At 64.0% G+C, this 12,271-nt stretch carries 12 protein-coding genes; 6 read left to right on the forward strand and 6 right to left on the reverse strand.

Annotated features, from left to right (window positions below; all coding sequences use genetic code 11):
* Positions 1–57: 57 nt before the first annotated feature.
* Positions 58–2,238, reverse strand: a complete 2,181-nt coding sequence (locus AC1Q5W_RS14105) for a methyl-accepting chemotaxis protein (protein WP_492643526.1) — start codon at positions 2,236–2,238, stop codon at positions 58–60.
* 239 nt (positions 2,239–2,477) lie between these two features.
* Between AC1Q5W_RS14105 and AC1Q5W_RS14110 the strand changes: the two genes are divergently transcribed.
* Both AC1Q5W_RS14110 and hslO read left to right on the forward strand, forming a co-directional pair.
* The gene (locus AC1Q5W_RS14110) at positions 2,478–3,002 is read left to right on the forward strand and encodes a gamma carbonic anhydrase family protein (protein WP_492643525.1); all 525 of its coding nucleotides are present in this window, start codon (positions 2,478–2,480) and stop codon (positions 3,000–3,002) included.
* 13 nt (positions 3,003–3,015) lie between these two features.
* Complete coding sequence (hslO, locus tag AC1Q5W_RS14115) at positions 3,016–4,005, forward strand: Hsp33 family molecular chaperone HslO (protein WP_492643524.1); 990 nt, start codon at positions 3,016–3,018, stop codon at positions 4,003–4,005.
* A gap of 31 nt (positions 4,006–4,036) precedes the next feature.
* Here hslO and AC1Q5W_RS14120 read toward each other — a convergent pair whose 3' ends face one another.
* Genes AC1Q5W_RS14120 through pyrG form a run of 4 tightly spaced genes read right to left on the reverse strand, consistent with a single transcriptional unit; the run spans position 4,037 to position 8,177 of the window.
* Positions 4,037–4,312 carry a septum formation initiator family protein gene (locus AC1Q5W_RS14120; RefSeq protein ID WP_492643523.1) on the reverse strand — a complete coding sequence of 92 codons (276 nt, stop codon included), beginning with the start codon at positions 4,310–4,312 and terminating at the stop codon, positions 4,037–4,039.
* A 7-nt stretch (positions 4,313–4,319) separates the two neighbouring features.
* A complete protein-coding gene (gene eno, locus AC1Q5W_RS14125) occupies positions 4,320–5,603 on the reverse strand; it encodes a phosphopyruvate hydratase (RefSeq protein ID WP_492643522.1) in 1,284 nt (427 codons plus the stop codon).
* Between the two features lie 47 nt (positions 5,604–5,650).
* Complete coding sequence (gene kdsA / locus AC1Q5W_RS14130) at positions 5,651–6,508, reverse strand: 3-deoxy-8-phosphooctulonate synthase (protein WP_492643521.1); 858 nt, start codon at positions 6,506–6,508, stop codon at positions 5,651–5,653.
* Position 6,509: 1 nt separating this feature from the next.
* Positions 6,510–8,177, reverse strand: a complete 1,668-nt coding sequence (gene pyrG, locus AC1Q5W_RS14135; protein WP_492643520.1) for a CTP synthase — start codon at positions 8,175–8,177, stop codon at positions 6,510–6,512.
* 78 nt (positions 8,178–8,255) lie between these two features.
* Between pyrG and coaBC the strand changes: the two genes are divergently transcribed.
* Complete coding sequence (gene coaBC, locus AC1Q5W_RS14140) at positions 8,256–9,479, forward strand: bifunctional phosphopantothenoylcysteine decarboxylase/phosphopantothenate--cysteine ligase CoaBC (RefSeq protein ID WP_492643519.1); 1,224 nt, start codon at positions 8,256–8,258, stop codon at positions 9,477–9,479.
* A gap of 12 nt (positions 9,480–9,491) precedes the next feature.
* Positions 9,492–9,938 carry a dUTP diphosphatase gene (dut, locus tag AC1Q5W_RS14145; protein WP_492643518.1) on the forward strand — a complete coding sequence of 149 codons (447 nt, stop codon included), beginning with the start codon at positions 9,492–9,494 and terminating at the stop codon, positions 9,936–9,938.
* A gap of 25 nt (positions 9,939–9,963) precedes the next feature.
* On the opposite strand, the gene AC1Q5W_RS14150 is transcribed toward dut, so the two are convergent.
* Complete coding sequence (locus tag AC1Q5W_RS14150) at positions 9,964–10,497, reverse strand: FKBP-type peptidyl-prolyl cis-trans isomerase (RefSeq protein ID WP_492643517.1); 534 nt, start codon at positions 10,495–10,497, stop codon at positions 9,964–9,966.
* Between the two features lie 58 nt (positions 10,498–10,555).
* On the opposite strand from AC1Q5W_RS14150, the gene AC1Q5W_RS14155 reads away from it, so the two are divergent.
* Entirely contained in the window at positions 10,556–11,689 is a 1,134-nt protein-coding gene (locus AC1Q5W_RS14155) for a JmjC domain-containing protein (protein ID WP_492643516.1), read from the forward strand.
* Positions 11,676–12,179 (forward strand): hypothetical protein, encoded by a 504-nt coding sequence (locus AC1Q5W_RS14160; RefSeq protein ID WP_492643515.1) that lies wholly within the window; start codon positions 11,676–11,678, stop codon positions 12,177–12,179. The genes AC1Q5W_RS14155 and AC1Q5W_RS14160 overlap by 14 nt, the downstream gene beginning before the upstream one ends.
* The last annotated feature ends 92 nt before the right edge of the window (positions 12,180–12,271 follow it).

The following is a 12,271-nucleotide window of genomic DNA, read 5'->3' on the forward strand; positions in this document are numbered from 1 at the left end:
TATAGCAAACTGCTGCCACCCTGTTATTCCCCTGCTTCAGAACGACGGTGCGGTTCCTTAAAAAGTCTCCCAGTCGTCGTCGCTCGCCGCCCGGGCCGCCTTCACGGCCACTTTGGGGGCCGGTCTGGCCGTTGCCGTGCCCGGCTGGGCGATCGGTGCAGCCGGCGCCTTCTTGAGCTCGTTTTTCAAATGCACCACGGCAGCTTCCACCTTTTGGGATGCGCGGGAGAAGTTGGTGTCGTTGAACAGTTGCTGCTCTGCTTCGGCGTAGGCACCCTGGTTGATCAGTTGGGCGACCTTGCCAGCTTCCTGGTGAAATTCACGGTGGGCCTCGATGAGGCTCACGAAGGACGGCTTGCCGCCAAAACTTTTCTGCCCCGAGCCGTACAGCCATTTACCCAGTTCGCAGCGGTCGTCGCATCCTGCCACTTCGGCATCCATGGTTTCCTTGCGGGACGCCGCGTTGCGCAATTTGGCGCGCCAGTTGGCGTGGGCCTCAATGGCGTTGTCCAGGTTGATTCCCACGCCCGCGCTACCCGCGGCCTTGCTGGCAAGGGGGGCGGGGGCGTGGCCCAAGGACGGGGTCCCGGTACGGCGCTCGGTGCCCTTGTAGGCGCTAGGCAGGGGGACCGCTGCGCGCGCAGGTGCCAGCCGCACCGCCGGAGCGATGACCGGGCTGGCCGATCGGACGTCGTTTTCCGACAGCTTGAACACCGCCACCGTCTGCACCAGTTCTTGGGCCTGGCTCTTGAGGCTGGAGGCTGCCGCCGCCATCTCCTCCACCAGCGCTGCATTCTGCTGCGTGGCCTGGTCCATCTGCGTCACCGCCTCGCCCACCTGGTTGACCCCGGCTGACTGCTCGGCGCTGGCCGCGCTGATCTCGCCCATGATGTCGGTGACCCGCTTGATGCTGCTGACCACCTCGGTCATGGTGATGCCGGCCTGGTCCACCAGGGCCGTGCCGTGCTCCACCCGCTCCACGCTGGCGCCAATGAGGTTCTTGATCTCCTTGGCGGCCTCGGCCGAACGTCCGGCCAGCGAGCGCACTTCCGATGCCACCACGGCAAAGCCGCGGCCCTGCTCGCCAGCGCGGGCCGCTTCCACGGCCGCGTTCAGGGCCAGGATGTTGGTCTGAAAGGCAATGCCGTCGATCACGCTGATGATGTCGGAGATCTTGCGGCTGGACTCGTTGATGCCCTTCATGGTGTCGACCACCTGACCGACGACCTCGCCGCCCTTGACGGCGACGGTGGAGGCGTTCATGGCCAGCTGGTTGGCCTGGCGGGCGCTGTCGGCGTTTTGCTTGACGGTGGAGCCCAGCTCCTCCATAGAGGCGGCGGTCTGCTCCAGGGCGCTGGCCTGCTGCTCGGTGCGGGCCGAGAGGTCGTTGTTGCCTTGGGCGATTTCGGCGCTGGCCGTGGCCACGCCGTCGGAGCCCTGGCGCACGGAGCTGACGACCTTGATCAGCGATTCACTCATGGCCGTGAGTGCCTTCATCAGGCGCGCCATTTCGTTGTCGCCCCGAACCTCAATGGTCTGGGTCAAGTCGCCTTGTGCCACGGCGTAGGCCACCTCAACGGCTTTCTCCAGCGCACGCGAGAGGCCGCGGATGAGCAGGAAGCTCAGGAAGGCGGCAAAGGGCAGGCCCGCAGCCAGGGAGAACACGGCCAGGTTGCGGATGATCGTGTAGCGCTGGACGGCGGTGTCGTATTCTTCGGTGGCGACTTCCATCTGCAGCTTCTGCAGGGGCACCAGGCTGGCGCGCATCTTGTCGTACAGCGGGCTCAGCTTTTCGTTGCTCAGCTGGCGAGCCTCGATCAGGTTCAGGTCGCGCAGGGCGTCGAGTGTGGGCTTCATGCCCTGTTGCAGCGCGGTTGTGCGGTCCACGACAAAGGCCTTGGCAAGGGCCGCTTCCTTGTCGTCCATCTTGGTGGCCATATAGGCATCCCACAGCTTGGCGCTGCTGATCACGTTGGCATCAATTTCCTCCAGGTTTTTCTTGATGTTCCCGGGATCGGATTCCGCCAGCGAGTTGGACACCAGCAACTGGTTGCGCAACGTGACCCGCATGATCTCGTCGAGCTGCGTGACGGGTTGCATGCGGTCCACATACACCGAATTCAGCGCATCGTTGGCCTTGGCGATGCCATACAGGCCCATGGCGGCACCAGCAATCAGCATGAGCGAAAGCATGCAGACCAGCATGACGAGTCGGGTCGATATCTTCAGGTTGTTCATGGGGTTCGCGCCTTTGCCTTTGGTTTGCGATAGCGGGTCGGAGCCGGGGAATTCGCCAATAACAGTTTATCCAGTGACGTGGAGGATAGCCGGGTGTGGGGCAGAAAGGGATCAGGTTAACCCGACCCAAGCCTGCAACTTGGCTTCAAAAAGCCTCCAGGGTGCCGTGCTTCGGTTCCAAACCTACAATTCTAGGTATTCCCCTTTTCGGACAATCACAGGAAACATCAGGAAATACCATGGCTATTTACGAACTTGACCACATCAGCCCTCGCGTGGCGGAGTCTGCCTGGGTGGCGGACAGTGCGCAGGTGATGGGCAATGTGGAGCTGGCGGAGGATGCCAGCGTCTGGTTTGGCGTGGTGATCCGCGGCGACACCGAAACCATCCAGATCGGCCGGGGCTCCAATATCCAGGACGCCAGCGTGCTCCACGCCGATATCGGCAAGCCGCTGGTCGTGGGGGACAACGTGACGGTGGGGCACAAGGTGATGCTGCATGGTTGCAGCATCGGCGACGGCTCGCTCATCGGCATCGGCGCCGTGGTGCTCAATGGCGCCAAGATCGGCAAGGGCTGCATTGTGGGCGCGGGCGCCCTGGTGACGGAAGGCAAGGAATTCCCGGACGGCTCCATGATCATCGGCAGCCCTGCCAAAGCCGTGCGCGAGCTGACACAAGCCCAGCAAGACGGCCTCAAGATGAGTGCCCTTCATTACATCGAGAACGCGCGCCGCTTCAAGGCCGGTCTCAAGAAAATTGCATAAGCGAGCGCAGAGCGTGTCTGAACTTCACAAATTCCTGTTCGATGGTTTGCCGGTGCGCGGCATGGTGGTGCGGCTGACCGATACCTGGACCGAGATCCTGCGGCGGCGGGCCTCCAACAGCAGCACCGGTGCTTATGCCGAGCCGGTGCGCGACATGCTGGGCGAGATGGTGGCCGCGGCGGCGCTAATGCAGTCCAACATCAAGTTTGACGGCTCGCTGACCCTGCAGATCTTTGGCGATGGACCGGTCAAGCTGGCCGTCGTCGAGGTGCAGCCGGATCTGGCGCTGCGGGCCACGGCGACGGTGATCGGCAGCGTCGAACCCACCACCACCCTGAGCCAGATGGTCAACGTGGCCAACGCCGGGCGCTGCGCCATCACGCTGGACCCCAACAGCAAGTTTCCCGGCCAGCAACCGTACCAGGGGGTTGTGCCCCTGTTTGACGACCACGGGCACAAGCTCGAAAAACTCAGCGCCGTGCTGGAACACTACATGCTGCAGAGCGAGCAGCTTGACACCACACTGGTGCTGGCCGCCAACGACCAGGTGGCTGCGGGTCTGCTGATCCAGCGCCTGCCCATGGCAGGTTCCGGCAACCTGGCCGGCAGCATGGTCAGCAAGGAAAATGAGGACCAGATCGGTCTGAACGAGCACTACAACCGTATCGCCATTCTGGCGGGCAGCCTGCAGCGCGACGAACTGCTGACGCTGGATGTGGACACCATCTTGCGCCGCCTGTTCTGGGAGGAGCAGATCACCCGCTTTGAGCCCCTGGTGGGCGACACGGCGCCGCACTTTGCCTGCACGTGCAGCCGCGAACGGGTGGGCAAGATGATCGTGGGGTTGGGCCAGGAAGAGGCCCAGGGCATTCTGGCGGAACGCGCCGACATTGAGGTGGCGTGCGAGTTCTGCGGTGCCCAGTACCGGTTTGACGCGGTGGACGCAGCCCAGCTCTTTACCGCTGCGGTGCTCCGGGTGCCAGGGGGCACGGAGCCGCACTAACCAGGGTGCAGGGGGCGGACGTCCGGGCGCGCTATTTGGCGACCTGGACGTAAATCTCGTTGGACTTGACCATGCCGAGCTCGGCGCGGGCCTTCTCCTCGACGATTTCCAGGCCCTCGTGCAGGTCGTTGATTTCCGCTGCCAGGCGCTCGTTGACCTGGGCCGCCTGCGCGTTGTGGCGCTTTTGCTCTTCCAGCTGTCCCGTCAAATGGGACACATTGGGCACGCTGCCCCGGCCAAACCACAATTGCCCGTGCACGATGACGAGCAGGGCAATCAAGGCGGCAGGAACGAGGCGAGCGCCCACGAAGCGGTTACTTCAGGTTGTAAAACGCCGCACGGCCAGGGTAGCTGGCGATGTCACCCAGGTCTTCTTCGATGCGCAGCAGCTGGTTGTACTTGGCCATGCGGTCAGAACGGCTCAGGGAACCGGTCTTGATCTGGCCCGCGTTGGTGCCCACGGCGATATCCGCAATGGTGCTGTCTTCGGTCTCGCCGGAGCGGTGGCTGATGACGGCGGTGTAGCCGGCGCGCTTGGCCATCTCGATGGCTTCGAAGGTTTCGGTCAGGGTGCCGATCTGGTTGATCTTGATGAGGATCGAGTTGGCGATGCCCTTGTCGATGCCTTCCTTGAGGATCTTGGTGTTGGTGACGAACAGGTCGTCACCAACGATCTGCACTTTCTTGCCCAGGCGGTCGGTCAGCAGCTTCCAGCCGTCCCAGTCGCCTTCGGCCATGCCGTCTTCGATGCTGATGATGGGGTACTTGTCGACCCAGGTGGCCAGGATGTTGGTCCACTCCTGGGCGTCCAGCGTCAGGCCTTCGCCAGCCAGCACGTATTTGCCGTCCTTGTAGAACTCGGAGGCGGCGCAGTCCAGGCCCAGGGCAACTTGCTCTCCGGCCACAAAGCCGGCCTTGTCGATGGCTTCCAGGATCATCTGGATGGCCGCTTCGTGGCTGGGCACGTTGGGGGCAAAGCCACCTTCGTCGCCGACCGCAATGCTCATGCCCTTGTCGTGCAGGATCTTCTTCAGGGCATGGAACACTTCGGCGCCGTAGCGGATGGCTTCGCGGAAGCTCGGTGCGCCCACGGGAATGATCATCAGCTCTTGCAGGTCGAGGTTGTTGTTGGCGTGCGCGCCGCCGTTGACCACGTTCATCATGGGGACCGGCATCTGCATGCGGCCCATGCCGCCAAAGTAGCGGTACAGGGGCAGGCCGGACTCTTCGGCGGCGGCGCGGGCCACGGCCATGGACACGGCCAGCATGGCGTTGGCACCCAGGCGGCTCTTGTTGTCGGTGCCGTCCAGGTCGATCAGGGTCTGGTCCAGGAAGGCCTGTTCGGAGGCGTCCAGGCCCAGCACGGCCTCGGAAATTTCGGTGTTGATGAATTCCACTGCCTTCAGGACACCCTTGCCGCCGTAGCGTTTCTTGTCGCCGTCGCGCAGTTCGATGGCTTCGCGCGAACCGGTGGACGCACCCGATGGCACGGCCGCGCGGCCCATGGTGCCGGATTCCAGCAGCACGTCGCATTCCACGGTGGGGTTGCCGCGCGAATCCAGGATCTCGCGGCCGACGATGTCAACAATTGCACTCATTGCGTTTCTTCCTTAAATAAAAAATCAAAAACTGGGTGGCAGAGGGGTCAGGCGCCGAAATGGTTTTCCAGAAAGCCGTTCTTCTTGGTCACGCGGTCCAGGTCGACCAAGGTTTCCAGCAGGGCTTTCATGTGTTTGAGGGGCACGGCGTTGGGGCCGTCGCTCATGGCCTTGGCGGGGTCTGGGTGGGTTTCCATGAACAGGCCGGCCACGCCCACGGCCACGGCCGCGCGGGCCAGCACCGGAACCATCTCGCGCTGGCCGCCGCTGCTGGTGCCCTGGCCACCGGGCAACTGCACCGAATGCGTGGCGTCAAACACCACCGGGGCACCGGTCTCGCGCATGATGGCCAGTGAGCGCATGTCGCTCACCAGATTGTTGTAGCCGAAGCTGGCGCCGCGTTCGCAGGCCATGAAGGCGTCCTCGGGCAGGCCCTTTTCGCGGGCGGCGGCACGGGCCTTGTCGATGACGTTCTTCATGTCATGCGGCGCGAGGAACTGCCCCTTCTTGATGTTCACGGGCTTGCCACTCTGGGCCACAGCCCGGATGAAGTCGGTCTGGCGGCACAGGAAAGCGGGGGTCTGCAGCACATCCACCACAGAGGCGACCTGCGCAATCTGCGCTTCGTCATGCACGTCGGTCAGCACCGGCAGGCCCAGCTCGCGCTTGACCTTGGCCAGGATCTCCAGCCCCTTGTCGATGCCGGGACCGCGGAAGGTGCTGCCGCTGGAGCGGTTGGCCTTGTCGAAGCTGCTCTTGAAGATGAAGGGAATGCCCAGCGCGCTGGTGATTTCCTTGAGCGTGCCGGCCGTATCCATCTGCAGCTGCTCGGACTCGATGACGCAGGGGCCGGCAATCAGGAAAAACCGGTGCTCCAGTCCAATATCAAACCCACATAGCTTCATGTTATGCAACCGCCTTCAGGGCCTTGCCCGCGTTCTGGCGGTCCAGCGCCGCCTTGATGAAGGCATTGAACAGCGGGTGGCCGTTCCAGGGTGTGGACTTGAACTCGGGGTGGAACTGCACGCCCATGAACCAGGGGTGGGTGGCCTGCGGCAACTCGACCACCTCGGTCAGGTGCTCGCGCTGTGTCAGCGCGGAAATGACCAGGCCCGCCTTGCGCAGTGTGTCCAGGTAGTTCACGTTGGCTTCGTAGCGGTGGCGGTGGCGTTCGGTCACCACGTCGCCATAGATCTTATGGGCCAGCGTGCCCTTGGCGACATCGGAACTCTGTGCGCCCAGGCGCATGGTGCCGCCCAGGTCAGAGTTGGCGTTGCGGGTCTTGATGGTGCCGTCGGCGTCCTTCCATTCGGTGATCAGGGCGATCACCGGGTTGGGGCAGGCGGGGTCGAATTCGGTGCTGTTGGCGTCCTTGAGGCCGGCCACATGGCGGGCGAACTCGATGGTGGCAACCTGCATCCCTAAGCAGATGCCCAGGTAGGGCACCTTGTTCTCGCGGGCGAAGCGGGCGGTGCTGATCTTGCCTTCGATGCCGCGCTTGCCAAAGCCCCCGGGCACCAGGATGGCGTCGTACTTGGCCAAGCGCGAAACGGTGTCCTCGGTGATGGTTTCCGAATCCACGTGCTCGATCTTCACGCGCACATGGTTCTTCATGCCGGCGTGGCGCAGGGCCTCGTTGACCGACTTGTAGCTGTCGGACAGGTCCACATACTTGCCCACCATGGCAATGGTGACTTCGCCCTGGGGGTGCTCGGTTTCAAACACCAGGTCGTCCCAGCGCTTGAGGTTGGCCGGAGGCGTGTTCAGGCGCAGCTTGTCGCAGATGAGGCCGTCCAGCCCCTGCTCGTGCAGCATGCGCGGCACCTTGTAGATGGTATCCACGTCCCACATGGAGATCACGCCCCACTCGGGCACGTTGGAGAACAGGGAGATCTTGGCGCGCTCCTCGTCTGGAATCGGGCGGTCGGCGCGGCACAGCAGCACGTCGGCCTGGATGCCGATCTCGCGCAGCTGCTTGGCCGTGTGCTGGGTCGGCTTGGTCTTGAGCTCGCCGGCCGCGGCAATCCAGGGCAGGTAGCTCAGGTGCACGAAAGCGCTGTTGTTGGGGCCGAGCTTCAGGCTCATCTGGCGCACGGCCTCCAGGAAGGGCAGGGACTCGATGTCGCCCACGGTGCCGCCAATTTCCACGATGGCCACATCCACCGCGTCGGGCTCGCCAAAACGCGCGCCGCGCTTGACGAATTCCTGGATTTCGTTGGTGACGTGGGGGATGACCTGCACGGTCTTGCCCAGGTAGTCGCCGCGGCGTTCCTTGTCGAGCACGCTCTTATAGATCTGGCCGGTGGTGAAGTTGTTGGCCTTGCGCATGCGCGATTCGATGAATCGCTCATAGTGGCCCAGATCGAGGTCGGTTTCGGCGCCGTCATCGGTGACGAACACTTCACCGTGCTGCAGCGGGGACATGGTCCCCGGATCCACGTTGAGGTAGGGATCGAGCTTGATTAAAGTGACTGTAAGGCCCCGCGATTCCAAAATCGCAGCGAGGGAGGCTGAGGCGATTCCCTTTCCAAGGGAGGACACCACACCGCCGGTGACGAAGACAAATTTGGTCATGTCAGGGGGAGCTGATAACGCTCAGGGAGGTGGTAAACGGAGATTATAAAGGTCAGGCTCTCTGCTACATTGCCACCCATGAATGATCTTGCTGGAAAACACATTGTTTTGGGGCTGACCGGGGGGATTGCCTGCTACAAGGCAGCCGAATTGTGCCGCGCGCTGGTCAAGGAAGGGGCGACGGTCCAGGTGGTCATGACCGAGTCCGCCACCCAGTTCATCACGCCCGTGACCATGCAGGCGCTCTCCAACCGGCCGGTGTACGGTTCCCAGTGGGACGCCCGCGAACCCAACAACATGGCGCACATCAACCTCAGCCGCGAGGCCGACGCCATTCTCATTGCCCCCTGCAGTGCCGATTTCATGGCCAAGCTGCTGCACGGCGGGGCCGACGACCTGCTGAGCCTGATGTGCCTGGCGCGCCCCCTGGACCGGGTGCCCCTGCTGATCGCCCCGGCCATGAACCGCGAAATGTGGGACCACCCGGCGACCCAGCGCAACCGGGCCCAGTTGCAGGCGGACGGCTGCACCGTTCTAGGGGTGGGTACGGGCGACCAGGCGTGCGGTGAAACCGGCGACGGGCGCATGCTGGAACCCCAGGAGCTGCTGCAGGATGTGGTGGCCTTCTTTCAGCCCAAGGTGCTGGTGGGGCAGCACGTGCTGGTCACGGCCGGCCCCACCTTCGAGGCCATTGACCCGGTGCGCGGCATCACCAACCTGTCCAGCGGGAAAATGGGCTTTGCCATTGCCCGGGCGGCCCATGAGGCGGGCGCCCAGGTCACGCTGGTGGCCGGTCCTGTCAGCCTGCCGACCCCCAGGGGGGTGCAGCGCGTGGACGTGAAATCTGCATCCGATATGCTTGCAGCCTGCGTGAATGCTGCGCAGATAGCTAGCATATTCATAGCAACAGCCGCTGTGGCCGACTGGCGGCCGGCCCAGTCGGCGGACCAGAAGATCAAGAAAGACGGCTCCGGCCTGCCTCCGGTGCTGGGCTTTGTGGAAAACGCCGATATTCTGGCCACCGTGGCCAGTTCGCCCCGGGCGCAAAGCGGGGCGCTGTACTGCGTCGGCTTTGCCGCGGAAAGCCACGACCTGCTGGCGCACGCCACGGCCAAGCGGGCCCGCAAAGGGGTGCCCTTGCTGGTGGGCAATATTGGCCCCGCCACCTTCGGTCAGGATGACAACGCCCTGCTGCTGGTGGATGCGGCAGGCGCCAAGGAAATACCCCGCGCCTCCAAGCTGGCGCTGGCGCGCCTGCTGGTGGCCGAGATTGCCAGCCGTCTGCAGCCTTCTTCTTCCTGAAAAATGTGTTCCATGAAAATTGACGTCAAGATCATCGACAGCCGTCTGGCCGACCAGCTGCCCACCTACGCCACGCCCGGCAGCGCCGGCCTGGATTTGCGGGCCTGCCTGAGCGAGCCGCTCACGCTGGCGCCCAACGCCTGGCAACTGGTGCCTACCGGCATGGCCATCTACCTGCGGGACCCCGGCTACGCGGCACTGATCCTGCCGCGCTCGGGGTTGGGCCACAAGCACGGCATCGTGTTGGGCAATCTGGTGGGGCTGATCGACAGCGATTACCAGGGGCAGCTCATGGTCAGCGCCTGGAACCGCAGCAGCACCGCGTTCACCATCGAACCCCTGGAGCGCATTGCCCAGCTGGTCATCGTGCCGGTGGTGCAGGCGCAGTTCAATGTGGTGACCGAATTCCCGGCCTCGCAACGCGGCGAGGGCGGGTACGGTTCCACCGGCAAGGCGTAAACCGCAGTTCCGCCTTGGGCGTGCGTCAGTGCACGGTATCGCTACCGGGCAGTTCGGTGTGGACCGGCTGGATACGGTAGAAGCCGGTGCCGGCTGAGCCGCGGCCAATTTCCTCTTCGGTGGCTTCGCGTACAGATTCCACCTTCAGGCTGACGCGAATGGCAATGCCGGCCAACGGGTGGTTGCCGTCCAGCACCACGTGTTCGGGGTAGATGTCGGTGATGGTGTACAGCGCTTCCTTGGGGGCTGCGGGGTTGCAGCCGGCGGGCAGGGCGGATCCCTCCATGGTCAGCCCTTCCTGCAGATCCTGGGGGAACAGGTGGCGGGGCTCCAGAAAGATCATCTGGTCGTTGAAGTCACCAAACGCCTGTTCGGGTTCGATTTGCAGGTTGAGTTTGGCGCCTGCGCCGTGGCCCTGCAGCGCAGCCTCGATGGCGGGCAACAGGTCGTTGCCGCCAACCAGAAATTCGGCGGGCTCGTCCAGCACGTCCAGTTCTTCGCCCAAGGTGTCTTTCAGCGTCCAGGTGAGGGCAACGACGCATTGTTCAGTGATTTCCATACGAGAATTGTCGCAGTTTGAATTGAGCTGTGTTTGTACCTGACCGGAAAATGACCCCATGAATGTGAATGAACCCCTGTCGCTGCTCGGCGGCCTGTCCCCCAAGACCTTCATGCAGCGTCACTGGCAGAAGAAGCCGTTGGTGATCCGCCAGGCTATTCCCGGTTTCCAGCCGCTGTTGAGCCGCGCGGAGTTGCTGGACCTGGCGGCCCGGGAAGAGGTGCAGTCCCGCCTGGTGGTCCAGGCAGACCCGCACACGGCTCGCAGCTGGCGTTTCCGGCATGGTCCGTTTAACCGCAAGGCCCTGCCGGCGTTCAAGCAGCCCGGCTGGACCCTGCTGGTGCAGGGGGTGGACCTGCACGACGAGCGGGCGCATGCCCTGATGAACCAGTTCCGTTTTGTGCCCGACGCCCGGCTGGACGACCTGATGGTCAGCTACGCCACCGAGGGCGGTGGCGTGGGGCCGCATTTCGACAGCTACGACGTGTTCTTGCTGCAGGCCCATGGGCAGCGGCGCTGGCGCATCGGACGCCAGAAAGACCTGAGCCTGCAGCCGGATCTCCCCCTCAAGATCCTGGCCCACTTCGAGCCGGAGCAGGAGTTTGTGCTCAACCCGGGCGACATGCTGTACCTGCCGCCACGCTACGCCCACGACGGCATTGCGCAGGGTGAATGCATGACCTATTCCATCGGCTTTCGGTCCCCCAGCCGCGGTGAGTTGGCCGCAGAGCTGTTGCAGCGCCTGGCCGACGATGCCCAGGAGCAGGCGGGCGCCGGCTTGTACCGGGACCCGCGACAGCCGGCGGTTGCCGGTTGCGGGGCCATTCCCGAGGGCCTGGTGGAATTCGCGCGGGGCGCTTTGGCCGATGCCTTGCGCGACCCCCTGGCCGTGCCACGGGCGCTGGGCGAGTATCTGAGTGAACCCAAGGCTCATGTCGGCTTTGATGCGGGTGGGGCGGTGACCTTGGAGGGCGCCGTCACGCTGGACCGCTGCACCCGCATGCTGTATGACGCCCACCATGTGTTCGTGAATGGGGAGAGCTTTCGGGCGTCCGGGCGCGATGCACAGCTGATACACCTGCTGGCCGACCAGCGGTCTTTGCGGCCTGCGGAGATCCGGCGCCTGAGCCCTGCGGCACGTGGGCTGCTGGCCGAATGGGTGGAAGCGGGGTGGGTGCATGCCGACCAGTGACGGTACGGGGCCGTTGCTGACGGGGCCCTTTGCCGGCCCCCAGAGTTTTGCCCAGCTGGTACGCGATGCCCTGGCGTGTGCCGCGCGCGAGGGATGGTCCGAGATGGTGTGGAGCGATGCCAGTTTTGAAGACTGGCCCCTGCGCGAGCGGGAGGTTGTCGAATCCCTGCAGGCGTGGTCCGGTCGGGGGCGCCGTCTGGTGATGCTGGCGCAGCGCTACGACGCGGTCTTGCGCTACCACCCGCGTTTTGTCGGCTGGCGTTGCCAATGGGACCATATCGTCGAATGCCGGGTGAGCAGGACCCGGGATGCCGGTGAACTGCCCAGTGCCCTGTGGAGTCCGCAGTGGATGCTGCACCGCCTGGATCCGGAGCGCAGCACGGGGGTGACCACGTACGAGGCGCAGCGCCGGGTACTGCTCAGGCAGCAACTCGATGAGTGCCTGCGGCAAAGCGTGCCCGGGTTCCCGGCCACGACACTGGGTCTGTAGTGTGTAAGGTGTTAAGGGTTTCCCCGTGGTAGGGTTTTGGTTTCCTGTACAATTTGCAGCCGGGCAGAAAGAGATCGAATGCTTTTTGTCTG

This window comes from Rhodoferax sp. MLSD5-FHT05B10, from assembly GCF_058793415.1.